At 61.0% G+C, this 23068-nt stretch carries 18 protein-coding genes; 9 read left to right on the forward strand and 9 right to left on the reverse strand.

Annotated elements, in window-relative coordinates; translation table 11 throughout:
- Positions 1-4: 4 nt before the first annotated feature.
- The 4 genes from fdhD to A8C75_RS09710 are packed head-to-tail and all read right to left on the reverse strand — an operon-like array spanning position 5 to position 5854.
- Complete coding sequence (gene fdhD, locus A8C75_RS09695; RefSeq protein ID WP_084783923.1) at positions 5-904, reverse strand: formate dehydrogenase accessory sulfurtransferase FdhD; 900 nt, start codon at positions 902-904, stop codon at positions 5-7.
- Complete coding sequence (gene fdhF / locus A8C75_RS09700; RefSeq protein ID WP_067381333.1) at positions 904-3807, reverse strand: formate dehydrogenase subunit alpha; 2904 nt, start codon at positions 3805-3807, stop codon at positions 904-906. Before fdhF ends, fdhD begins: the two co-directional genes overlap by 1 nt.
- A 20-nt stretch (positions 3808-3827) precedes the next feature.
- On the reverse strand, positions 3828-5363 hold the full coding sequence (locus A8C75_RS09705) for a formate dehydrogenase beta subunit (RefSeq protein WP_067381335.1): 1536 nt from the start codon (positions 5361-5363) through the stop codon (positions 3828-3830).
- Positions 5363-5854 (reverse strand): formate dehydrogenase subunit gamma, encoded by a 492-nt coding sequence (locus A8C75_RS09710; protein WP_067381337.1) that lies wholly within the window; start codon positions 5852-5854, stop codon positions 5363-5365. The genes A8C75_RS09705 and A8C75_RS09710 overlap by 1 nt, the downstream gene beginning before the upstream one ends.
- 125 nt (positions 5855-5979) lie before the next feature.
- Here A8C75_RS09710 and A8C75_RS09715 point away from each other — a divergent pair, with 125 nt between their 5' ends.
- The gene (locus A8C75_RS09715) at positions 5980-7041 is read left to right on the forward strand and encodes a substrate-binding domain-containing protein (protein ID WP_067381340.1); all 1062 of its coding nucleotides are present in this window, start codon (positions 5980-5982) and stop codon (positions 7039-7041) included.
- 31 nt (positions 7042-7072) lie between these two features.
- On the opposite strand, the gene A8C75_RS09720 is transcribed toward A8C75_RS09715, so the two are convergent.
- Positions 7073-7462 carry a DUF1840 domain-containing protein gene (locus tag A8C75_RS09720; RefSeq protein ID WP_227819876.1) on the reverse strand — a complete coding sequence of 130 codons (390 nt, stop codon included), beginning with the start codon at positions 7460-7462 and terminating at the stop codon, positions 7073-7075.
- A 275-nt stretch (positions 7463-7737) separates the two neighbouring features.
- Between A8C75_RS09720 and A8C75_RS09725 the strand changes: the two genes are divergently transcribed.
- The 4 genes from A8C75_RS09725 to mdoH all read left to right on the forward strand — a co-directional run bounded on the left by A8C75_RS09725 (position 7738) and on the right by mdoH (position 14095).
- Positions 7738-9528: an acyl-CoA dehydrogenase C-terminal domain-containing protein gene (locus tag A8C75_RS09725; RefSeq protein ID WP_067381343.1), complete on the forward strand. Its 1791-nt coding sequence runs from the start codon at positions 7738-7740 to the stop codon at positions 9526-9528.
- A 662-nt stretch (positions 9529-10190) separates the two neighbouring features.
- On the forward strand, positions 10191-11726 hold the full coding sequence (locus tag A8C75_RS09730) for a glucan biosynthesis protein G (RefSeq protein WP_227819877.1): 1536 nt from the start codon (positions 10191-10193) through the stop codon (positions 11724-11726).
- A 3-nt stretch (positions 11727-11729) separates the two neighbouring features.
- Positions 11730-11984: a hypothetical protein gene (locus A8C75_RS09735; RefSeq protein ID WP_067381349.1), complete on the forward strand. Its 255-nt coding sequence runs from the start codon at positions 11730-11732 to the stop codon at positions 11982-11984.
- Positions 11981-14095, forward strand: a complete 2115-nt coding sequence (gene mdoH / locus A8C75_RS09740; protein ID WP_084783924.1) for a glucans biosynthesis glucosyltransferase MdoH — start codon at positions 11981-11983, stop codon at positions 14093-14095. The genes A8C75_RS09735 and mdoH overlap by 4 nt, the downstream gene beginning before the upstream one ends.
- 66 nt (positions 14096-14161) lie before the next feature.
- On the opposite strand, the gene iolG is transcribed toward mdoH, so the two are convergent.
- The 4 genes from iolG to iolE form a co-directional block, all read right to left on the reverse strand.
- On the reverse strand, positions 14162-15160 hold the full coding sequence (iolG, locus tag A8C75_RS09745) for an inositol 2-dehydrogenase (RefSeq protein ID WP_067381352.1): 999 nt from the start codon (positions 15158-15160) through the stop codon (positions 14162-14164).
- Positions 15157-16299 (reverse strand): Gfo/Idh/MocA family protein, encoded by a 1143-nt coding sequence (locus A8C75_RS09750; RefSeq protein ID WP_067381355.1) that lies wholly within the window; start codon positions 16297-16299, stop codon positions 15157-15159. The genes iolG and A8C75_RS09750 overlap by 4 nt, the downstream gene beginning before the upstream one ends.
- Before the next feature lie 72 nt (positions 16300-16371).
- The gene (locus A8C75_RS09755; RefSeq protein WP_067381358.1) at positions 16372-17544 is read right to left on the reverse strand and encodes a Gfo/Idh/MocA family protein; all 1173 of its coding nucleotides are present in this window, start codon (positions 17542-17544) and stop codon (positions 16372-16374) included.
- 44 nt (positions 17545-17588) lie between these two features.
- Positions 17589-18506 (reverse strand): myo-inosose-2 dehydratase, encoded by a 918-nt coding sequence (gene iolE, locus A8C75_RS09760; RefSeq protein ID WP_067381361.1) that lies wholly within the window; start codon positions 18504-18506, stop codon positions 17589-17591.
- 145 nt (positions 18507-18651) lie between these two features.
- Between iolE and A8C75_RS09765 the strand changes: the two genes are divergently transcribed.
- The 4 genes from A8C75_RS09765 (at position 18652) to A8C75_RS09780 (ending at position 23034) form a co-directional block, all read left to right on the forward strand.
- Positions 18652-19455, forward strand: a complete 804-nt coding sequence (locus A8C75_RS09765) for an AraC family transcriptional regulator (RefSeq protein WP_157890256.1) — start codon at positions 18652-18654, stop codon at positions 19453-19455.
- 105 nt (positions 19456-19560) lie between these two features.
- Entirely contained in the window at positions 19561-20793 is a 1233-nt protein-coding gene (locus A8C75_RS09770) for a cytochrome-c peroxidase (protein WP_227819878.1), read from the forward strand.
- A 319-nt stretch (positions 20794-21112) separates the two neighbouring features.
- On the forward strand, positions 21113-21598 hold the full coding sequence (locus A8C75_RS09775; RefSeq protein ID WP_067381367.1) for a hypothetical protein: 486 nt from the start codon (positions 21113-21115) through the stop codon (positions 21596-21598).
- Between the two features lie 425 nt (positions 21599-22023).
- Positions 22024-23034: a Gfo/Idh/MocA family protein gene (locus A8C75_RS09780; RefSeq protein WP_067381370.1), complete on the forward strand. Its 1011-nt coding sequence runs from the start codon at positions 22024-22026 to the stop codon at positions 23032-23034.
- Positions 23035-23068 lie beyond the last annotated feature (34 nt).

Genomic DNA, 23068 nt, shown 5'->3' on the forward strand with positions numbered 1-23068 from the left:
GTCCTTAACCCGCCGCGCGGGCGGTGTTGACCGAATGAGGGTTGTTATCCTGTTGGCCTGGGTTACCAGGATGATAAATCACGTGTCGCCCGGGCCTGGCGAAACCTACCAGCATCAGGCCGCCCAGGCGTGCCTGTTCAATGGCCAGCGCGGTGGGGGCGGATACCGCCACCAGGGCGCCAATGCCGGCGCTGCAGGTTTTTTGCACCATCTCGTAGCTGGCCCGGCTGGAAACCAGCGCAAAACCGCCGTCGCGGGGCAGTTCTGCCCGCACCAGGGCGCCAATCAGCTTGTCGAGGGCGTTGTGCCGCCCGACATCTTCCCGCGCCAGCAGGATGTCGCCGTCGCCGTTGCACCAGGCCGCGCCGTGGCTGGCACCGGTCAGCCCCTGCAGCGGCTGATGCTGCTGCAGGGCGCCAAGGGCGCGCTGAATGGCCTGATCCGACAGTGGCGGCGCCTGCACCTGGGGTACGGGCCTAATCGCCTGTTCGAGGGATTCGGTGCCGCAGAGGCCACAGCCGGTGCGTCCGGTGAGGTTACGCCGCTGCTGTTTCAGCTGCGCCAGGCGCTGGGCGCTGATCTGCATCTGCACGCTGATACCGCGCTCTTCCTGCACCACCTCGACGTCGTACAGCTCAGCGGGGTGCTGCAGAATAGCTTCGGTGAGGCTAAAGCCCAGGGCGAAGTCCTCCAGATCCATGGGGCTGGTCATCATCACGGCATGGGAAATGCCGTTGAAGACCAGCGCCACCGGCACTTCCTCTGCGATGCAGTCCGTGGCCTGCTGCGCGGCTCTTTCGGCCGCGCTGCTGCCCACAGAGTCCGGCCGCTGAGGCGTACGAATGTCCACGGTTGCTGCAACGCTGCCGGGGATCTCGCAGCTGCCGCGGGCGTTGCTGCCCATCAGCCGGCTCCGTTGCCGTTGGCGAGCGTTGCGGCATCACCCTTGAGCAGCTGGTGTTGCAGCTTTTCGAAGGAGCGGAAGTTCTTCTGCCATTCAGACGGCTGGCTGACCTTCTCGACCTGCACCGCGGTCACCTTGTACTCCGGACAGTTGGTGGCCCAGTCGGAGCTGTCGGTGGTGATGACGTTGGCGCCACTGCCCGGGTGATGGAAGGTGGTGTAGACCACGCCCGGCAGCATGCGCTCGCTGATGCGGGCGCGCAGTACCGTTTGGCCTGCGCGGCTGGAAATGCCGAGCCAGTCGCCATCCTTGATGCCCCGCAGTTCGGCGTCGGAGGGATGCACTTCCAGTACGTCCTCGTCGTGCCAGACCTGGTTGTCGGTGCGCCGCGTCTGGGCACCCACGTTGTACTGCGACAGTATGCGACCGGTGGTCAGCAGCAGCGGGAAGCGACGGTTGGTGCGCTCCTCGGTGGCGACGTATTCGGTGATGGCAAACTGACCACGGCCGATGGGGAAGTCCTCCACGTGCATGGTGGGCATGCCGTCTGGGTGCTGCTCGTTGCAGGGCCACTGGATGCTGCCGAGCTCTTCCAGTCGGTCGTAGCTGACGCCGGTAAAGGTCGGGGTCAGGCTGGCGATCTCGTCCATGATCTCGGACGGGTGGCTGTAGTTCATCGGGTAGCCCAGGGCATTGGCCAGGTCCTGGGTCACTTCCCAGTCTTCCTTGCCGGCGACGGCGGGCATGACCTTGCGCACGCGGTTGATGCGTCGTTCCGCGTTGGTGAAGGTGCCGTTTTTCTCCAGGAAGGAGGAGCCCGGCAGCAGCACATGGGCGTACTTGGCGGTTTCGTTAAGGAAGATATCCTGCACGATCAGGCAGTCCAGTGACTTGAGTGCGGCCTCAACGTGGTGCGTGTTGGGGTCGGACTGGGCGATGTCTTCGCCCTGCACATAAAGTGCCTTGAAGGTGCCGGCGATGGCCGAGTCGAACATGTTGGGAATGCGCAGCCCAGGTTCGTCGTCGAGCGTTACACCCCAGACCTGCTCGAAGCGGGCACGGGCGACATCGTCGGACACATGCTGGTAGCCCGGCAGTTCGTGGGGGAAGGAGCCCATGTCGCAGGAACCCTGCACGTTGTTCTGGCCGCGCAGCGGGTTTACGCCCACGCCTTCACGGCCGATATTGCCGGTGGCCAGCGCCAGGTTGGCGATGCCCATGACCATGGTGGAACCCTGGCTGTGCTCGGTGACGCCCAGACCGTAGTAGATGGCGCCATTGGGAGCCTTGGCATAGGTGCGTGCCGCACGGCGAACCATGTCGGCGTTCACGCCTGTGACCGCTTCCATTTGCTCGGGGGAGTGACGCGCATCGCTGATAAAGGCGCGCCAGGCCTGATAGCCCTTGTCGTCGCAGCGGCTGGCGATAAAGTCGGTGTCTTCCAGACCTTCGTCCATGATGACGTGGGCCAGGGCATTGATCAGGGCGACGTTGGTGCCGGGGCGCAGCGCCAGATGCTGGGCATCTTTGAGGTGCGGCGTTTTCAGCAGGTCTATGCGGCGCGGGTCGGCCACGATCAGCTCGGCGCCTTCACGCAGGCGACGGCGCATCAGTGAGCCGAATACCGGGTGGGCGTCGGTGGGGTTGGCGCCTATGACGATGATGACATCGGACTGCATCACCGAGTCGAAGGTCTGGGTACCGGCGGATTCGCCCAGGGTTGCCTTGAGGCCGAAACCGGTGGGCGAGTGGCATACACGGGCACAGGTGTCGGTGTTGTTGTTTCTAAAGCCTGCCCGTACCAGTTTCTGTACCAGGTAGGTTTCTTCGTTGGTGCAGCGCGAGGAGGTGATGCCGCCGATGCTTTCACGACCGTACTTGGCCTGAGTTTCCTTCAGGCGCCGGGCAGCAAAGCCGATGGCGTCTTCCCAGCTGACTTCGCGCCAGGGCTGGTCGATGGAATCACGGATCATTGGCTGCTTGATGCGGTCGGCGTGGGTGGCGTAACCAAAGGCGAAACGTCCCTTGACGCAGGAGTGGCCGTGGTTGGCGTCACCGCCCTTGTAGGGGACCATGCGGATGACCTGGTCACCCTTCATTTCGGCCTTGAAGGAGCAGCCGACACCGCAGTAGGCGCAGGTGGTGACGACACTGTGTTCCGGCTGGCCGGCGTCTATAACGCTCTTCTCCATCAGCGTGGAGGTGGGGCAAGCCTGGACGCAGGCGCCGCAAGAGACGCAATCCGAATTCATGAAATTATCGCCCTGACCGGCGACGACCTTGGAGTCGAAACCGCGGCCTCCGATGGTCAGGGCGAAGGTGCCCTGGACTTCTTCACAGGCCCGGACGCAGCGCGAGCAGACGATGCACTTGCTGGCGTCGAAGCTGAAGTAGGGGTTGGAGCTGTCGGTTTCGGCGTCCAGGTGGTTTTCACCGTCAAAGCCGTAGCGCACATCCCGCAGACCCACGGCGCCGGCCATGTCCTGCAGTTCGCAGTCACCGTTGGCCGGGCAGGTCAGGCAGTCCAGCGGGTGATCGGAGATGTACAGCTCCATGATATTGCGACGCAGCTTGGCCAGCTTGCCGTTCTGGGTGGTGATCTTCATGCCGGCTTCGGCCGGGGTGGTGCAGGACGCCGGATAGCCGCGACGCCCCTCGATCTGCACCGCGCACAGGCGACAGGAACCAAAGGCTTCCAGGTTGTCGGAGGCGCAGAGCTTGGGAATGTTGATGTCGTGCAATGCGGCGGCGCGCATCACCGAAGTACCCTCGGGCACGGTGATCTGAACGCCGTCGATATCGAGGGTTACCAGGGTCTCGGACAGGCGCGCCGGGGTGCCGTAGTCCTTGTCTGGAGAGCCCTTGTATGCAGAGCCTTTGCTGGGATCAAAATGTTGCAACATGATTCTAGTCTCCGCCCAGCTTAGCGCTGCAGGTCTTCAGGGAAGTATTTCATCACGCTCTGTACCGGGAACGGCGTCATGCCGCCCATGGCGCAGAGGGAGCCGTCGACCATGGTGTCGCACAGATCGGCCAGCAGTTCGAGATTGGCCTCGCGATTTTCATTGGCGCGGATGCGGTCGATAACCTCAACGCCACGGGTGGAGCCGATGCGACAGGGGGTGCACTTGCCGCAGGATTCGACGACACAGAACTCCATCGAGAATCGCGCCTGCTCACCCATGTCTACAGTATCGTCGAACATCACCACGCCGCCATGGCCCAGTACCGCACCCACGGCGGCAAAGGATTCATAGTCCAGCGGTGTATCCCACTGGCTTTCCGGCAGGTAGGCCCCCAGGGGGCCGCCGACCTGCACCGCGCGTAGCGTACGACCCGAGAAAGTGCCGCCGCCGAAGTCTTCCATCAGCTGGCGCAGGGTGGCGCCAAAGGCCAGTTCGATCAGGCCGCCGCGCTTGACGTTGCCGGCCAGCTGCATCGGCAGGGTACCGAGGGAGCGGCCCATGCCGTAGCTGGCATAGGTTTCGCCACCCTTGTGCATGATGAAGGGCACGGCGGCCAGCGACAGCACGTTGTTGACCACGGTGGGCTGGCCGAAGAGGCCGACAATGGCCGGCAGCGGCGGCTTGGCGCGCACCAGGCCGCGCTTGCCTTCAAGGCTTTCGAGCAGGGAGGTTTCTTCGCCGCAGATGTAGGCACCGGCCCCCAGACGCACTTCCAGGTCAAAGCGGCGGCCGCTGCCCATCAGGTTGTCGCCCAGGTAGCCGGCGGCATAGGCGCGCTCGATGGCCAGATTCATCAGCCGGTGGGCCACCGGGTACTCGGATCTCAGGTAGATGTAGCCCTGGGTCGCATCGACGGCGAGACCCGCGATGGCCATGCCTTCGATCAGCATGTAGGGATCGCACTCCATCACCATGCGGTCGGCGAAGGTACCTGAGTCACCTTCGTCGGCGTTGCAGACGATGTACTTCTGCTCGGCTGGCGCGTTGAGTACCGTCTGCCACTTGATGCCGGTGGGGAAGGCCGCACCGCCGCGTCCGCGCAGGCCAGACACCTTGATCTCATCAACGATCTCTTGATTGTTCAGCTGCAGGGCTTTTTCCAGGCCGCGAAAACCATCCAGTGCCAGGTAGTCTTCGACAGACACCGGGTCCGTGATGCCGGAGCGGGCGAAGGTCAGGCGCTGCTGGTTTTTCAGGAACGGAATTTCTTCCACCAGGCCCAGGGCCAGGGGATGTTCAGCGGCGCCTTCAAACAAACCCGCCTCCACCAGGGCGGCGATGTCGTCGACCTCTACCGGGCCAAAACCGATGCGACCGGCGGCTGTCTCGACTTCCACCAGAGGCTCAAGCCAGAACAGGCCACGGGAGCCATTGCGGATGATTTCAATCTGGGCGCCGCGGGTCTTGGCCTGGCGTGCAATTTCGGCAGCAACGGCGTCGGCGCCCATGGCCAGTGCTGTTGTATCGCAGGGGACAAAAATACGTGTAGTCATTATTTCAGCTCCAGGGCACGGGTCGTCAGGCGGCTTACCAGGCGGTCGAATTTTTCTGGCGAGACGCGGCCGTGGATGTCATCACCGATGCGCACCGAGGGCGCGCAGGCGCAATTGCCCAGGCAGTAGACCGGCTCCAGGGTGATTTCACGGTCCGCCGTGGTGCCATGGTAGTCGACGTTCAGGCTGGCCTTGGCGTGGGCCTCCAGAGCGCGTGATCCCATGGACTGGCAGGCCTCGGCCCGGCAGATCTGCAGTGTGTGGCTGCCAGGTTCGCTGGTGCGAAAGTGGTGGTAGAAGCTGATGACACCATGTATTTCGGCGCGGGTCTGATTGAGCGCATCACCGATCTGGGGCACGGCCTCGGTGGGCACATAGCCGAACCTGTCCTGAATCGCGTGCAGAATGGGCAGCAGGGCGCCGGGCTTGTGTTTCAGGGCGTCGATTTCTGCTTGGATCAACTCGGGGGTCCACTGGGGGAGGCCGCTCATTGCATTCACCTGGGCTCTTATCGTTATATATGCACCTTGGTGCATATTTTATGATTATGTTTCCATTTAGGATGCGGCAAACTTAGCATTGCTGCGTTAAACACGAAATATGAAATAAAGTTCATATGAAAAAAATACAGATAACACCGGCCTGGTCATTTACCGATGAAGCGGGCAATCGACTCGACCCCCAGCTGTTTGGTCTGCTCAATGCCGTGCATCAAAGCGGCAAGCTGACGGTGGCGGCGGCGGATGTGGGCATTTCCTATCGTCATGCCTGGAACCTGCTAAACAAGTGGGCGGACTTTTTCGGTGTCGCCCTGGTGGATATGCAAAAAGGTCGCGGCGCCTGGCTGTCGCCCCTGGGCGAAAAGCTACTCTGGGCCGAGCAGCGCGTGGCTGCGCGCCTGGGGCCGCAGCTCGAAAGCCTGGGCTCTGAACTGAATCTGGAAATTCAGCAGCTGCTCGAAGGGGTAAAGCCGGTGTTGCGGCTCTATGCCAGCCACGGTTATGCGGTGGCGCTGCTGCCGCGCTTCGCTGCGGATTTGCAACTGGATCTGCAGTACTGCAGTCCGCAGGAGGCGCTGGCGGCACTCAATCGCGGTGCCTGTGATGTGGCCGGGTTCCATGTGCCCACGGCGGCGATCAGCGGGCCGCTGATGAAAAATTATCGCCGGTTGCTCAAGCCCCGCAGCCACCGCATCATCCGTTTTATTACCCGTTGCCAGGGGCTGATGATCAAACCGGACAATCCAAGAGGGATCGAGGGGCTGAATGATCTGCTGCGGACCGATGTGCGTTTTATCAACCGCCAGAGGGATTCAGGCACCCGGGCGCTGCTCGATGGCTTGCTGCGCGATGCCGGATTATCGGTGCGAAAAATCAAAGGTTATGAGCTGGAGGAATATACCCACTCGGCGGTGGCGGCCTATATCGCTGCCGGCATGGCCGATGTGGGCTTTGGTGTCGAGGCGGCGGCACGCCAGTTCGGGCTTGGTTTTGTACCCCTGGCCACCGAGCATTATCTGATGGTGTGCCACAAGCAGTCGCTGAATGATCCCAAGCTGCAGCGCCTGATCGGCCTGATGGAAAGTGAAGCCTTCAGGCAGGCGGTGTCGGCCCTGCCGGGGTATTCACCCAGTCGCTGCGGTGAAATCTGCGCCATCGACGAGCTGTTTGATGCCTGATCCAGGCGCTGCAGTACTTAAGCGCTGCTGTTCAATGTCGCCACATCACATCGGCCTTGTGGTCGACGGCGGCCTGCAGCAGCTGCAGCAGTGCAAAGGCACGGGTTGCCAGCGGCACCTTGTCTTCCTCGTCGTCGTCTTCGTTGTCCGCAGTCTCGTCCGCGGCCGCAGGAGCGTTTTTGAGCGCCTGTTTCAGCCTTGCCAGGGCGGCGGGTACATCGTCCGCCAGCACAGCGCCTGGCACCGTATCGGTGCGGCCCATCATGCGAATCAGTTGCAGGGCTTCAGTGCCAAAGAGGGTAATGTCGGCGTGGGCGTCTGAGCTAAAAGTCACCAGCATGGGAGTGTTGCCTTCTTTGGTTGAGCTGAGGTCGGATGGGTATTGCAGGGCCTGGCGGTGCGCCTTTGTGTCAATAAGCATAGCGTCTGGCGGCGGCCCTGTCTGCAATAGCCTGCGCCTGCCCCTGGCCGTTAATGTCAATTATTCGACTGTATTTGTTATTGCCGCTAAAGCGCTGATTAACCACACTGTTTGCTATGTTTTGACGGTGCATATCCTGTGTGTCTGCGGCTGCAACCAAGGTCGAGTGTGCGGTTGCCGTGCCTCGGTCGCGGAGCTGCGAAGCTCGAGCAGTGGCTGATTCTGTCAGGGATAGCGCGCGTTTCACTTTAGGACTGATGCAAGAGGTTACCCCAATGCCCGAGTACAAAGCCCCGCTGCGCGATATTCGTTTTGCGATGCAGGAACTGCTGGATTTTGACGGTCACTATCAAAGGCTGCCTGGCGCGGAAGACGCCAGCATGGATATGGTGGATGCCATTCTCGAGGAAGCCGGCAAGTTTGCCTCCCAGGTGCTCTCGCCGCTGAATCAGACGGGTGATCAGGGCTGTCGCCTGGGTGAGTCCGGAGTGGAAACGCCTGAGGGATTCAAGGAGGCCTATGCGCGCTATATCGAGGGTGGCTGGCCATCGCTGGCGCAGGCGCAGGCCTTTGGCGGTCAGGGGTTGCCGGACTCGCTGGCCACCATAGTCGCGGAAATCAACGGCAGCGCCAACTGGTCCTGGACCATGTATCCGGGCCTGTCCCACGGCGCCATGGCGACACTCATGACCCATGCCACAGAGGCGTTGCGTGACCGCTATCTGCCGCCGCTGGTTGAAGGTCGCTGGACGGGCACCATGTGCCTGACTGAACCCCAGGCGGGTTCTGATCTGGCCCTGCTGCGCACCCGGGCAGAACCCAACGAGGACGGCAGCTACAGCATCAGCGGCACCAAGATTTTCATTTCCGCCGGCGAGCACGATATGGCGGAAAATATCCTGCATATAGTACTGGCGCGCCTGCCCGATGCCCCTGCGGGTAACAAGGGCATCTCGCTGTTTCTGGTACCGCGTTTTGCAGTGAATGATGATGGCAGTCTCGGTGAGGCCAATTCCCTGGGCTGTGGCTCGCTGGAACACAAGATGGGCATCCACGGCAACGCCACCTGCGTGATGAATTTCGACGGCGCCCGGGGCTTTTTGCTCGGTGAGCCGAACCGTGGCCTGGCCTGCATGTTTACCTTTATGAACAACGCCAGGCTCTTTATTGCCCAGCAGGGCATCTGCCATGCCGAGCTCTCGTACCAGGGCGCCCTGGCATACGCCAAAGACCGGCTGCAGATGCGCTCGCTGCGCGGTGTTGCTGCGCCTGAAAAGAGCGCCGATCCCATTATTGTGCACGCCGATGTGCGGCGCATGCTGCTGACCCAGAAAGCCTTTGCCGAGGGTGGCCGTGCCTTCAGTTACCTCTGTGCCCAGCTGGTTGACCTGGCCCACGGGGCCGAAGATCAGGCCGAGCGCCAGCGCGCCCAAGAGCGTCTTGCGCTGCTGATTCCCATTGCCAAGGGTTTTCTGACCGAAGCTGGCGTCGAGGCCGCGAGTCTGGGAATTCAGGTTTTCGGTGGCCATGGCTACATCGCCGAGTGGGGCATGGAGCAGATTCTGCGCGACGCCCGCATCGCCCCCATTTACGAGGGCACCAACGGCATTCAGGCACTGGATCTGCTGGGGCGCAAGGTCAACGGCAGCAAGGGCGCGCTGCAGCGGGGCTTTGCGGACGAGGTGCAGGCCTTTATCGAATCCGAGCGCAATAACGCAGAGCTGGCTGAGCTGATTGTCGAGCTGGAGCGCCAGCTGCAGCGCTGGAACAGTCTGACCGGGCAACTGATCACCGAGATCGGCGCAGATCCGGCCCAGCTGGGCGCCGCCGCCTTCGATTACATGATGTACAGCGGTTACACGGTGCTGGCCTATATCTGGGCCTTGAGTGCGGTCAAGGCGCAGCAGGCGCTGGCCGCGGGCAGCACTGAAACCGCTTTTTATGGCGCCAAGCTCAGCACTGCGCGCTTTTATTTCCGCCGTATACTGCCGCGCAATGAAGGCCTGGCGGCGACGCTGCTGGACAGCGCCAATACCCTGCTCGACCTGCCAGAGGATGCCTTCTGATCGGCATCTGGGCGGGGCTCTCCGAGCAAGCCTGAGTCAAATCAACCGTCGTGTTCCTCAGGGGAGTACGGCGGTTTTTTATGGGAGCCCTGGTAGCGCTCAGGGTCCGTATAGTCCGATCAGTTCAGTATCCTGGGCGGGCGTGGTTCGGCCGGCTAACAGGGCGTCGTGTATGAAGGCAGAGGTTTGGCCCAAGGGACGCACCAGAGCGCCTGGCATTGAGGCACAAGCAGCTTTTCCTGCTGAGTGTCGAGCGCAAGGGTTGCCCCATTAGCAGCACCTGTATCGCCTGTTCGAGCACCCAAACAACCTGTATCGCCTTGCGGATCAAGCACTTTCCTCGCTTCTTGGCCGTGCTTAGCGCACTGTGCCGGGCCAACTGCGCTATCATGGTCAGACTGTGACGACGGGGTTGCTGAAATTCATGCCGCTAAAGCCAAACGCGGGGCTGCCATAGTCTGCATTTCGGGGGGCCAGGGAGCTGTTGAAAGCGTTTCCGTTATGGCTGCCTTGGCAAAGAGCTCATCTAATGCAGGCTCAGCCGCTATTCAGGTTGAGAGTGCTAGCGTGTGCCGCGTTTTTGGTGTAATAAGTCGGCCTGAATTTGTCGCAATATCCTTATTAAACCCGCTTGCGGGATAATCTTTGATTGGAGTACGAGAGTGCAGAAGATTTTGTCTGCCCTGGCACTGCTGGGTGCCTTTTTTCCAGTGACGGTACTGGCGGCTTTCGGTTTTGATGACGTGGCTGAAAAGGCCCGTGCGCTCGCTGCCAAGCCCTACGAGGCGCCCGCGGCCATCCCTAAGTTCATGCAAACGCTGAGCTACGACGATTACCAGAATATCCGTTTCAATCCGGACAAAAGTCTGTGGAGCGAAAGCAGTTCACGCTTTCAGGTCATGATGGTGCCGCCGGGCCTGTTTTACCGTCATGCGGTGAAAATGAACGTCATTGATGCGCAAGGCAGCCACACGGTGCCGTTTCGCAAAACCGACTTCAACTTTGCCGACCCGGAAGTCGCCAAGCGCGTGCCGGCCAACCTTGGCTATGCCGGTTTCAAGCTGACCTATCCGCTCAAGGGCGAGAAGGAACGCAATCAGTTCATGGTGTTCGCCGGCGCCAGCTATTTCCGTGGTGTAGGGCGTGACAACACCTTTGGTATCTCGGCCCGTGGCCTGGCCATCGATACCGGTCTGTCCCGTGGCGAGGAGTTTCCATCCTTCGTCGAATTCTGGCTGGAACGACCGTCCCCCGATGCCCATGCCATGACCTTCTACGGCCTGCTGGATGGCGAGAGTGCGTCCGGCGCCTACGAATTTACCGTGTACCCAGGCAAGACGACGCGACTGAAGGTCAAGTCACGCCTGTTTCCCCGTGCCGATATCGAACTGCTGGGTGTAGCCCCGCTCACCAGCATGTTCTATTACGGTGAGAACTCTGGCCGTCCACGCGGTGAATGGCGCTCCCAGGTGCATGATTCCGATGGTCTGCAGGTACTGAACGGCGGCAGTGGCGAATGGACCTGGCGGCCGCTGTTGAACCCGAATGAGCTGGAAATGGACTACCTGATGACCGAAAACGTGCGTGGCTTTGGTCTGCTGCAGCGCGACAATCAATTCTCCGACTACCAGGATCTGCAGGCGCGTTACGAACTGCGCCCCAGCAGCTGGGTGCTGACCGAGGGTGACTGGGGCCCGGGCCAGGTAGTACTGGTGCAGCTGCCCACCACCAACGAGACCAACGACAACATCGTTGCCTTCTGGCGTCCGCAGGACAAGGTGCAGGCCGGCAAGTCCCTGGACTACAGCTATGAGGTACAGTTCGGTGGCGCAGAACTTGGTGGCAACCCCATGGGCAAGGTTCAGAACAGCTTCGTCGGTGACGGCAATGTTGTCGGTGGCGGTAATGCCCCTGGCGCCTACCGTGTGCTGGTGGATTTTGGCGGTGGCCTGCTCGACAAGCAGCGTCCGCGGGCACCGATTCTGAGCCACGTTACCGCGCTGGATGGCGGTGAGGTACTGGAGCACTTTGTGGAATACAACGAAGCGCTCAAAAGCTGGAGGCTGTCTATTCTGGCGCGCCCTGCGGCCAAGAAATCGCTGTCGCTGCGGGCGTTCCTCAGTATCGGTGACGAAACCCTGACCGAGACCTGGGCCTACCGGCTGCCGGCCAGCAACGATATTCGGGCCGCGGAGTAATTCATGGCGCACACCCTGGGGGAGCACGCCCTGTCCCGCGTGCTGGAGTATATGGCCGGTACCGGGGCAGAGCTCACCGATGCCCAAACCCTGATCGCCTTCAAGTTGATCGAGGAAGGTTTGCAGTCCGGGCAACCGGACCTGATGGCCTGGGTCATGGATGAGCTGCCACGGCGCTTTGATCTGCCGCAACGGCCGCTGCCGCCGGTGGCACCGGTGATTGTGCGCGGCAGTATCGGTTACGGAGACAAGGGATGACGGCTCAATCAGCGCCAACCAGTACTCTTGCTGCATCTGCTGCAACCCCCTGGCGTGCACGGGTGCTGCTGCGCCGCGGGGTGCTGACCCTGCTGGTGGTTGCCCAGGCGCTGGTGGGGGCCTATTACATGGCGTCCGTGCTGCCGTACCACGGTGGCAACCTGCTGGAACAGGCCCTGATAGGTCTGTTCACACTGCTGTTCACCTGGATCACGGTAGGCTTCTGGATTGGTCTCTACGGTTTCTGGCTGCGCCGGCTCGGGGGAGACCCCAAGTCGCTGCTGCGCCGTCACCCCGACACCGTACTGCTGGACACGCCGCTGGCGCGCACCGCCATCGTCATGCCCATCTACAATGAGCCGGTCAACCGCACCTTGGGGGGCCTGCGCACCATCTACCGCTCGCTGGAAAACAGCGGTCAGATCGAACATTTTGATTTCTTTATTCTGTCCGACAGCCGGGAGCCCGATGTCTGGCTGTCCGAGCAGGCCGCCTGGCAGCAGCTGTGCGACGAGCTGGGCGCCCACGGGCGCCTGTTCTATCGTCGTCGCACCCTGAACATGAACTACAAGAGCGGCAATGTGGCGGACTTCCTGCGCCGCTGGGGTCGCTCTTACGAGTATATGGCGGTGATGGACGCCGACAGCCTGATGGGCGGCGACACCCTGCTGAAAATGGTGCGCCTGATGCAGCGCGAGCCCAACATCGGCATCTTGCAGAGCTGCCCGACGATCATTAACGCCCAGTCGCTGTTTGCCCGCGTACAGCAGTTTGCCAATCAGGTGTACGGGCCGCTGTTCAGTACTGGTCTTGCTGCCATGCAGCTGGGCGAGGCGGCCTTCTGGGGCCACAACGCCATTATCCGGGTAGCGCCCTTTATGCGTCATTGCGGCCTGCCGCATCTGCGCGGACCGGGTCTGTTCAGCGGGCCTATCGCGAGCCACGACTTTGTCGAGGCGGCCTTTATGGGCCGCGCAGGCTATGAAGTCTGGCTGGAACCTGAGCTCAGTCATACCTACGAAGAATCGCCGCCGAGCCTGGTGGATGAGTTGACCCGCGACAAGCGCTGGTCCAAGGGCAATCTGCAGCACCTGTGGCTGATGCTGTTCGAGCCGCGCCTGCGCATGGCGCACCGTATGGCGTTTCTGAACGGCATTCTGTCGTACCTGGCTTCACCGCTGTGGTTCGCCTTCCTGGTACTGACCACCATCGAGACGACCCGGCTGGTGCTCTGGCCGACGAACTATTTTCCGTTGCAGTACAGCCCCTTTCCGCTCTGGCCCGAATGGCACCCCGAGTGGGCCATTGGGCTGGCGAGCAGCGTGGTGTTTCTGTTGTTCTTCCCCAAGCTGCTGGCCATTGTGGATGTATTGCTCAGTGGCCGGCGTCGGGTTCACGGCGGTTTTTTCAGTCTGTTGCTGAGTATCGTCACCGAAATACTGGTGTCGGCCCTGCTTGCGCCCATCCGCATGCTGGCCCATACCCGCTATGTGCTGGAAGCGCTGTTTAATGTGACACTCAACTGGGCCGGGCAGAACCGCAGCGATGAAACCCGCTGGATTGATGCGCTGCTCAATCAGGCGCCGGGCTCCATTCTGGCGGGGATCTGGGCGGGTTTTGCCTGGTGGCTGGACCCGATGTTCTTCTTCTGGTCATTGCCGGTGGCGCTGCCGCTGATTCTGGCGGCGCCCACCTCGGTGCTGCTGAGCAAGGTGGGCATTGGTCAGGCGTTGCGTCGCAAGCGCATCCTGATGGTGGCGGAGGAGCAGCAGGGTTCCGAATTGCTGGAAGACCTCAACAGCCATCAGATACTGCCGGAGTTTGGTGAATCCGCCGTGGTGCGGGCGGTGCTGGACCCGGTGATGAACCGGGTGCATCAGGCCACGGCACGTTCCCACGGCGGGGGCGCCAAGCATCAGCGACTCAAGCAGCTGCGCAGCCGATGCCTGGAGCTGGGGCCTGAAAACCTTAATCGGGCAGAAAAGAACCTGCTGCTGACCGACCGCGAAAGCCTCGCCTGGCTGCACCGCGAATGCTGGCGGACACCGGCCGAGAGTTACTGGGGCCAGGCCATCGACAACCGCATTCGCCAGATCTGGCCGGCGGCCTGAAGGTTCGCCTTGGCATTGCCATGCCAGCCGGTGCCTGTTCCTGTGGTGCTTTTCAGTGCGGAGCCTTCAGTGCGGCGCAATGTCCACCGGCAGGCCGGTGCGATGGGATTCCCGTGCGGCCTCGGCCAGGCGCTGGGCTTCAAGGCCGTCCCTGATACCGGCCAGCGGCGTCTCGCCGTTGCGCAGCCGTGCAACAAAGGCGGCCATTTCCAGGCGGTAGGCCATCGCAAAGCGTTCGATAAAATAGTTTTGCGGCGGCGAGCGGGTGAAGCCCCGGGCATCGCCAATGGTCAGGTTGTTTTGCAAGCTGTTGCCCAGTGACAGTACTTCTTTACTGCATACGGCCTCCAGACGCTGATCGTAGCCGAAGGCCGCACGGCGGCAGTTATTCATCTGGACGAAGCGCCCGGAGCGGGACGTTAGCGTAATCATGGCGGTGTCGATATCGCCGGCTGCACCTATGGCCGGGTCGATCAGGCAGCCGCCCACGGCATAAACGCGGCTGATTTCCTCACCAAGCAGATAGCGCGCCATATCGAAATCATGGATCGCCTGATCCAGGAAAAGCCCGCCCGAGCGCTGCACATAATCGATGGGTGGGGGCGCGGGATCGCGTGTAGTCATGATGATATGTTCAAGTGTCCCGGCCAGCCCCTGTGCTATTCGCTCCCTGACGTGTCTGAAATCGGGGTCGTAACGCCGCTGAAACCCAAGCATACATGCAATGCCCGAGGCTTCGACCTTGCGGACAATGTCGGTGACATAGGCAAAATCCAGCGCCACCGGCTTTTCGCAGAAGACAGCCTTGCCGGCGTCGGCTGCCCGCAGCAGCAAGTCGGCGTGAGTATCTGTTGAGCTGGCAATGATCACACCATCAACCGACGGGTCGCTAAACACGGTCTCAGCTTCGACGATACGTGCGCCTGTGCGTTCGGCCAGTTGCTGACGCGCGGTCGACGTCACCGGATCAACCAGATATTTCAGGCAGACGCCTTGCTGCGCGGCGGCGTTGAAGGCATGAACCTGGCCGATGCGCCCGGCGCCGAACAGGGCCAGCCGGATCATGGGGCCGGCGCCGCTGGGCTGACGGCGACCCAGGTGCGATCCTGTTGCGAGCGCATCACGGCCTCTACCACCTGGGCGCTGTGCACGGCGTCGGTGAAGGATGGCCAGAGTGTCCTTGTGCCACCAATACCCTCGATAAGATCGCGCATCTCGACCATGATCATGTCGTTGAAGCCAAAGCCGTGGCCGGTGCCGATACAGAAGTGTCGGTAGTCGGGATGCTCCGGGCCTATCAGGATAGTTCTGAAACCCTGCAGGTGGGCCGGGTCTCTGGCGGAAAAGTACTGCAGCTCGGCCAGACGCTCCTGGTCAAAGTAGAGGCTGCCCTGGGTGCCGATGATTTCGTAGGTCAGCCCCATCTTGCGCCCGGCGGCCACGCGGCTGGCTTCGATGGATCCCTGCACGCCACTGGCAAACGTCAGTAAAAAACTGGTCTGATCGTCATTCTCCACCGCTTCGAGCTCGCCGTTGGCGTTGGGACGTTTGGGGTGGATGATCTGACTGTCGCCCACGACTTCGGCCACCGGGCCGCAGAGATAGTGGGCCATATTGATGATATGGGAGGCGATATCCCCCAGGGCCCCGGCGGAGCTGGCGAATTCCCGTTTCAGGCGCCAGCTCATCGGCAGCGTCGGATCCATCAGGAAGTCTTCGTTGTGGGTGCCGCGAAAGTGGATGATGTCGCCGATCTCGCCGGATTCGATCAGTTGTTTCGCCAGTGCTGTGGCGGGGTTCTTCATGTAATTGAAGCCCACCAGAGTACAGACGCCGGCTTGGGTGGCCGCGTCGGCCATTTCCTGGGCATCGCTGGCAGACAGTGACAGCGGCTTTTCGCAGATGACATGCTTGCCCGCCGCAATGGCGGCCAGCGCCATCTCCTTGTGCAGGTAGGTGGGCGAACAGATGCCGACCACATCGATGGCGGGGTCCGTGACCAGTTCGCGCCAGTCGCCGGTTGAACGTCTAAAGCCCAGTGCCCGGGCGCTTTGGGCGGCGCCTTGCGCATCCGATGTGGCCAGCATGTCGCATACAGGCTCGGCTGAGAGTGGAAATACGGCCGGCAGCGCCTTGAGGGCGACGGCGTAGGCCTTGCCCATATAGCCGCTGCCGATGATGCCGAAATTCAATTGGGTTTTCATGATGACGCGCTCCGCTAATCGTTGTGGTTATTGATCCGGCCGGCCAGTAACCGACCGGCGCAGGGCAGGGGGTTATTCCACCGTCGTCCAGCCGTCCTGCGCAATGGATTGCTCCATCGCCTCGATGATTTTCTGGTTTTGCAGACCGAAGTCGAAATTCGGATAGCAGTCGCCGGCACCGGTGATGCCCATGACCAGGTCATGCACCTCAATCACCTTGATATCGAAGTAGCCGAGCCCGCCGCCTCCGAAATCGAACCCAAAGAACGCCGAGTACTGCGGTACCTGAGAGCCGGCATAGAGGGTCTTGAAGCCGCGATCCGCTTTGGGATCGTTGAAGCGGAACAGCTGCAGCTCGTTGAAGCGCTCGCCGTCGTTACTCAGGGTGCCCTGGGTACCGGTAATCTCCCAAGACATGCCGAAGATCTTGCCGGCGGCCACGCGGGACGATTCGATAACGCCACCGGCACCTGAGTCGAACTGCACCAGGCATTGCAGCTGGTCCTCGTTTTCGACCTCGCGCATTTCAGCCTGGGCGGCATCCAGCTTGCTGCCATAGCCCGATCCGCTGCTGGGCACGGGCCGGCTTGGGAAGAAGGTCTGGGACTGGGCGCACACGCGCTCAATGCCGCCCATCAGATACTGGGCGACGCTGATAACGTGGGATCCCAGGTCGCCCAGGGAACCGGAGCCGGCTTGGGTGCGTGAACAACGCCAGGACCAGGGCAGCTCAGGATCACAGAAAAAGCCCTGGTCGAAGGTGCCGCGAAAGCGAATGGGTGTGCCTATATCGCCGCGCTCGATCAGCTGTTTGGCCAGCATCGCGGCCGGGGTCTTGATGTTATTAAAGGCGACATAGGTTTTTACGCCCTTGATCCTGGCCGCTTCAGTCATCTGCCGGGCTTCGCTGAGTGTGACCGACATGGGCTTTTCGCAGTACAGATGCTTGCCGGCTTTGATGGCCGCCATCGCCATCTCAAAGTGCAGCGTATTGGGGGTGGTGATGTCCACCACCTCGACTTCAGGGTCGTCGATCAGCGCGCGCCAGTTATCATAGGCCCTGGTGGCACCAAAGCGCCTGGCGGCTTTGTCGGCCAGTGCCTGAGTTGTATCGGCTACGGCAAAAACCTGGGGTATCGCAGGCAGATTGGGGTACAGCATGGCGGCGCGGCTATAGGCGTCGGCATGGGCCTGGCCCATGAAGCCGGTACCGATCAGACCGATTTTCAGTGTTGGAGTCGGCATGTCTGAATCCTTATTAGATGTTATGGCTGCGGTGGTGCTGGGGCTTAACGGCTAATCTCGAAACCGGCCGAGCGCGCGCTCTGGTGCAGGTAGTCATATCCCATGCGGGCATAGACCAGCGGGTTGGCAACCTGTGGGTCCTGTTCCGCCTCGACGACCAGCCAGCCCTGATAACCGATGGCTTTGAGGCCGGCCAGCAGAGCGGGGTAGTCAATACAGCCATCCCCTGGAACCGTATAGAGCCCGTGCAGCACGGCCTGCATAAAGCCCATGTCTTCGCCCAGGGCCTGTTGCAGCTGCGGCGCGCGTACATCCTTGCAATGCACATGGCATACGCGGGCGCCGTGGCGTGCAAGCACCGCAACAGGGTCAGCACCCGCGCTCAGGCAATGTCCGGTGTCGAGCAGCAGGCCGACGCTGGGGCCGGCCAGTGCCATCAGCTGGTCGATATCGCTATCGCTCTGGATGATGGTGCCGATGTGATGGTGGATGGCCAGGCGCATGTTGTAGTCATAGAGGCAACGATCGGCCAGATCGGTCAGGCGTGTCGCATAGTCGTGCATCTGGGCGTCATCAATCACCGGGCGCGACGACATGGGGCGGCGGGTTTCCATAAAGCTCTCGTGCCAGGTCTCGGCATAGACCAGCACCCGGCAGCCCTGGCTTTTCAGCAGCTCAAGATGGGGTTGCAGTAGCGTCCATTCCTGCTCGACGCTGTGCTCGATCAGGTTGCCGCTGTACCAGCCAGAAATGAGTTCAAGGGCGTGCGTGCTCAATATCTGACTGAGTACCGCGGGCTCACGGGGAAACTTGCCGCCCAGTTCGATACCGCTGTAGCCGACCTGTGCCGCCTCGCTCAGGCAGGTCTCCAGTGGCGTATCAGCGCCGAGTTCCGGCATGGCATCGTTGCTCCAGCCAATGGGGTTGATGCCAATTCTGATAGCAGCGCCGGTATCCGTCATGATGAATCCTCAATTAACTGAAATTGTTATTGGTTGTTTTCGAAGCCTTTGGGATCAGCATTCTTGCTGTGCTCTAATGCCCGTTAATGAGGAGATAATCTAAAGCAGGCGCCTAATGGCGTACATGACTGAGGTTTCCATAAATATGTCTGTAATCACAATTGATAGTGTTCCTTCGGAGGTTCACTTCGGTCGGGTGACCTACCCGCCGGGAGGCACCCATGGGCCGCGGGTACAGCGGGGGTTGCAGTTCGTCTATCTGCTGTCCGGGGCGGTGGATATTGAGGTTGATGACGCACTACAGCAGTTACGGCCGGGCAACATGGCGGTGCTGTTACCCGGGCGCAGGGAGCATTTTCATTTCCATGCGCGCCAGGAAAGCGAACACAGCTGGTGCCAGCTGGACTTCGATACGATCGGGCCGGGTTTTAACAGCCGTTTTACCGGCGTATCGCCGCAACTGCCGATCAATACCGAAATCGAACAAATGATGGAGCTGGGGCTGGCGGTGACCGGGGCAAGTCATATCGACAACCGTATCGCCCTGGTCAAGCTGGGTGAAGCGCTGCTGCACTACTATCTGTCCCTCGATGCCCTGCCAGCCAATGAACGGCCATCACCGATGCCCAGGGCAGTGCGCCAGGCGTGTAAATACATCGCCAGCGCCTACCAGCATCCACTGACGCTGGAGTTGATCGCGCAGCAGGCGCACTGTTCGGTGAATCATCTGATTAACCAGTTCAAACAGAGCCTGAAGGTTACCCCGATTCGCTATCTGTGGCAGACCCGGCTGGTGCGCGCCGAATCCCTGCTTAAGCACACCGACATTCCAATTTCGGCCATTGCCGAACAGTGCGGTTTCGCGTCGCAGTTCCATTTCTCGCGCCTGTTCAAGGCGTCGCATCAGGTCTCGCCGCGACAGTACCGCGTCCATTGCCGATCGCAGTGAGGCGGTACTTTGGGCAAGGTGTCAGGCGTCCAAACTTGACATCAAACGTAATACGAACAATTATCACCTCCGCTCGCAAATGTATTTATTTAGGCATGAGGTTCGATGGTGGCGGTTCTATCCCTGTCCATGATGAAAATGGCTGCGCTGAAAACTGCAGTGAACCTTATGCCGGTGGGCTCTGTCCCGCTGCTGTTTGCGTCGGCCATCAGTAGTGTTGCGCTGCTGAGCCTGCCGGCGCAGGCCGAAAGTGGCACAGGCGCACGCCAGCAGGCGCTGGAAAGTCTTGGGCAGGCGCTGTTCTTCGATACCAGCCTGTCGAACAACCGCAGTCAGTCCTGCGCCAGTTGTCATGACCCGGCCCGGGGCTTTGCCGATCCTGGGGTCAACACCCAGGCCGGCGCTGTATCGCTGGGGGATGATGGTCATTCTCTGGGGGATCGCAATGCGCCCAGTGTCACCTATGCAGCCTTTACGCCTGAATTTCATCGCGACTCTGAAGGGCGCCTGGTTGGCGGCCAATTCTGGGACGGACGGGCATCTAGCCTGGAAGATCAGGCCAAGGGGCCGCCGCTGAACCCTATCGAGATGGGGTTGCCGGATGTGGCTAGTCTGCGTGCCCGGCTGCAGGAAAATCCGTTTTACGTCTCCCGCATCACTGAACTCTTCGGTGAGGCGGGTCTGGCAAGTGATGAAGCTGCGTTTGATGCCATGGCCAGCAGTATTGCTGCCTTTGAGCGCAGTGATGCCGTATCGCCGTTTGACTCCCGTTACGACCGCTACCTGCGCGGTGAATACCGCATGACGGAACAGGAAGAGCTGGGCCGCACTCTGTTCTTTTCCCAGCAGTTCACCAACTGCAATCAGTGCCATCAGCTGCGCCAGTCGGCCATTGCCGCGGATGAAACCTTCTCGAATTATCAGTACCACAACATAGGCGTACCGGTGAATACGGCGGTGCGGGCGGCCAGCGGTATGGCGCCCGATGCCCTGGATGGGGGACTGCTGAACAACCCCCAGGTGAGCGAGGAACATGAACGCGGCAAATTCCGCACACCAGGGCTGCGCAACGTTGCGGTGACGGGGCCCTACATGCATAACGGTGTCTTTGCCGAGCTGGAAACCGTGGTGCGGTTTTACAACAGTTACAACAGCAAGAGCGCTGCCAGCAAGATCAATCCGCAAACCGGGCAGTCCTGGGGCCAGCCCGAGGTGGCGCAGAACCTGTCGCTCACGGAGCTGGAGAGCGGCCCTGCGCTGGACAGCAAGCGTATTGCCGCCCTGGTGGCCTTCCTGAAGACCCTGACGGATAAAAGGTATGAGGCGTTGCTCGACTGAACCCTGGGCGTCTGGCGAATAATGGCTGTGTCAGGTCGGCCGGCTTGCAAGGGTCGCGCAACTGCAGGCCGGCAGAGGCTGTATTGGCCTCCGGGTCCAGGAGTAAACGGTGCTATCCGATCCCAACTGGCGGGAGCCTGAAAGCTGGGCCAATATTTAGAGGTGCCCGACAGACAGGACATGGCCCGTCGTCCCCGAATGCATGTGCATTTTCATGGATGGAAATGACGGTGCACAGTATTCCGCACCCCGTCCAGCGCCCTATGTTCGCTCTGCATTGCCTGTCGGCAGCTGTCCGTACAGATCCGGAGACAGAACCATGGCAGATGAACACAAAACCGCCTCCTGGTGGCAGACCCTTCCCGGTATCCTGACGGCCGCGGGTGGCCTGATTACGGCGGCCGCGACATTGATTGCTGTACTGAGTCAGACTGGCATCCTGGGCACGGCTACAACGCCGCCGACATCCACCCCCGCGGTCGAAAGCGCAATCAGCCCCCCGGCATCGGTGCCGCTCACCGAAGGCTGGAGCATCATCGGCAAGTCACGACAAGGCAAATTCTTCGATCTCAAATTGATGGTCCACCGCGACAGTCCGGCCATTGGGCGCAGTTACGACGCGGTGGATGACTTTCGGCTGGTTCACAAGCGCCCGGTCAAGGGCGAGGATCAGGGGCAGGTAATCACTCTGGGCATGGTACACCGGGGCGATTCGGTGCAGGTGCTGGACCTCTATATCGAAACCCCCAGTACAGAGATGGTGCCGGTATGGGCCAAATTGAGTGCTGTGCTGCACCCGCGCTAGGGTTTCATTACCAATAAGACAGTTGGGCGGCGTCGCCTGATTCGCGAGATCTTCCGTATAGCCATTTACCTCTGCGGCCATAACCTGCAGTCTTCTGTCAGTCCGCTTTATGCGCGGAGTACGGCCTTGATGCGGTTATAGCTCTGGCTCCCGTACACGTTAGCGCTGGTGTATATTTTTCACCAAATTGGAACGTAATAACTAATCCCCTGGTTCTCTGTATCATTTAGGGCTTAAGGGTGCAGCTTCAGGGGCGCCAGTGGGCTGATGCTTGTGGCTTGATTCGGGGCATTTCTGCTGTACGGCGTTGGATGATTGTGTCGAGGGGGTTGACGGCGAGGCATATTTTTGTGAATAATTGGATCGTTCCAATAATAACGTTCCAAAAGCAGCTTAATAACAGCAGCGTCGACGGAGAAGCGAGCATGAGCAAAGGTATCGGCTGGGGATTTATCGGAGCGAGCACCATCGCACGGCAGTGGATGGTCAAGGCCGTGCGCGCTCAGGTCGGCCATGATGTGGTTGCGGTCATGAGCAGCAGTCTCGAGCGTGGCCGTGCCTATGCTGATGAACTGGGAATCCCTGAAGCCTACGACTCGGTGGATGCGCTGCTGGCGGATCCCGCTGTTGATGCGGTCTATATATCGACCACCAATGAATTGCACAAGGATCAGGTACTGGCGGCCGCGGCCGCCGGCAAGCACGTTCTGTGCGAAAAGCCCCTGGCGCTGACGCTGCAGGATGCCACCGAGATGGTGGCGGCCTGTCGTACTGCCGGTGTCGTGATGGGCACCAATCACCATCTGCGCAATGCGGCGACCCATCAGGCGATCCGGGCCGAAATTGACTCCGGCGTGATTGGTGATGTGGTGGCGCTGCGCATTTTCCATGCCGTTGAGTTGCCGTCGAATCTGCAGACCTGGCGCATCAACAAGCCCCAGGCCGGCGGCGGCGTCATTCTGGATATAGTGGTGCACGACGCCGATACCGTGCGCTTTCTGCTCGGCGAGGATCCGCTGGATGTCATGGCCTGTGCTCAGCACGGTGGCATGGCGGCGAATGTGGAAGATGGCTCCATGGTTATCATGCGCATGCCGAGTGGTGCCCTAGTACAGACCCACGAGTCCTTTGTCGTACCTTTTGCCGGAACCGGCCTGGAAGTGCATGGCACCCAGGGCAGCATCTTTGCGCGGGACGTGATGACGCAGCGCCCGCTGGGCGAGGTGGAGCTTGTGACGGCCCAGGGGCGCCGCACGCTCAGTATTGAGCACCACGACCTTTACGCCCATTCCCTGGCGCACTTTGCCCGCGCCATGCGGGAGGGGGGCGAGGCCGCCGTTAGCGGAGAAGATGGCGTCAAGTCGCTGGCGGTGGCGCTGGCGGTGGCCGAGTCGGCCAGTGAAGGGCGCCTTGTTCGGGTTCAGTACCCGGTTTGAGTCGTGCGGGCGCAGCAGCGCCGTTTATTTCAAT

This window comes from Marinobacterium aestuarii, assembly GCF_001651805.1.
Lineage (GTDB): Bacteria > Pseudomonadota > Gammaproteobacteria > Pseudomonadales > Balneatricaceae > Marinobacterium_A > Marinobacterium_A aestuarii.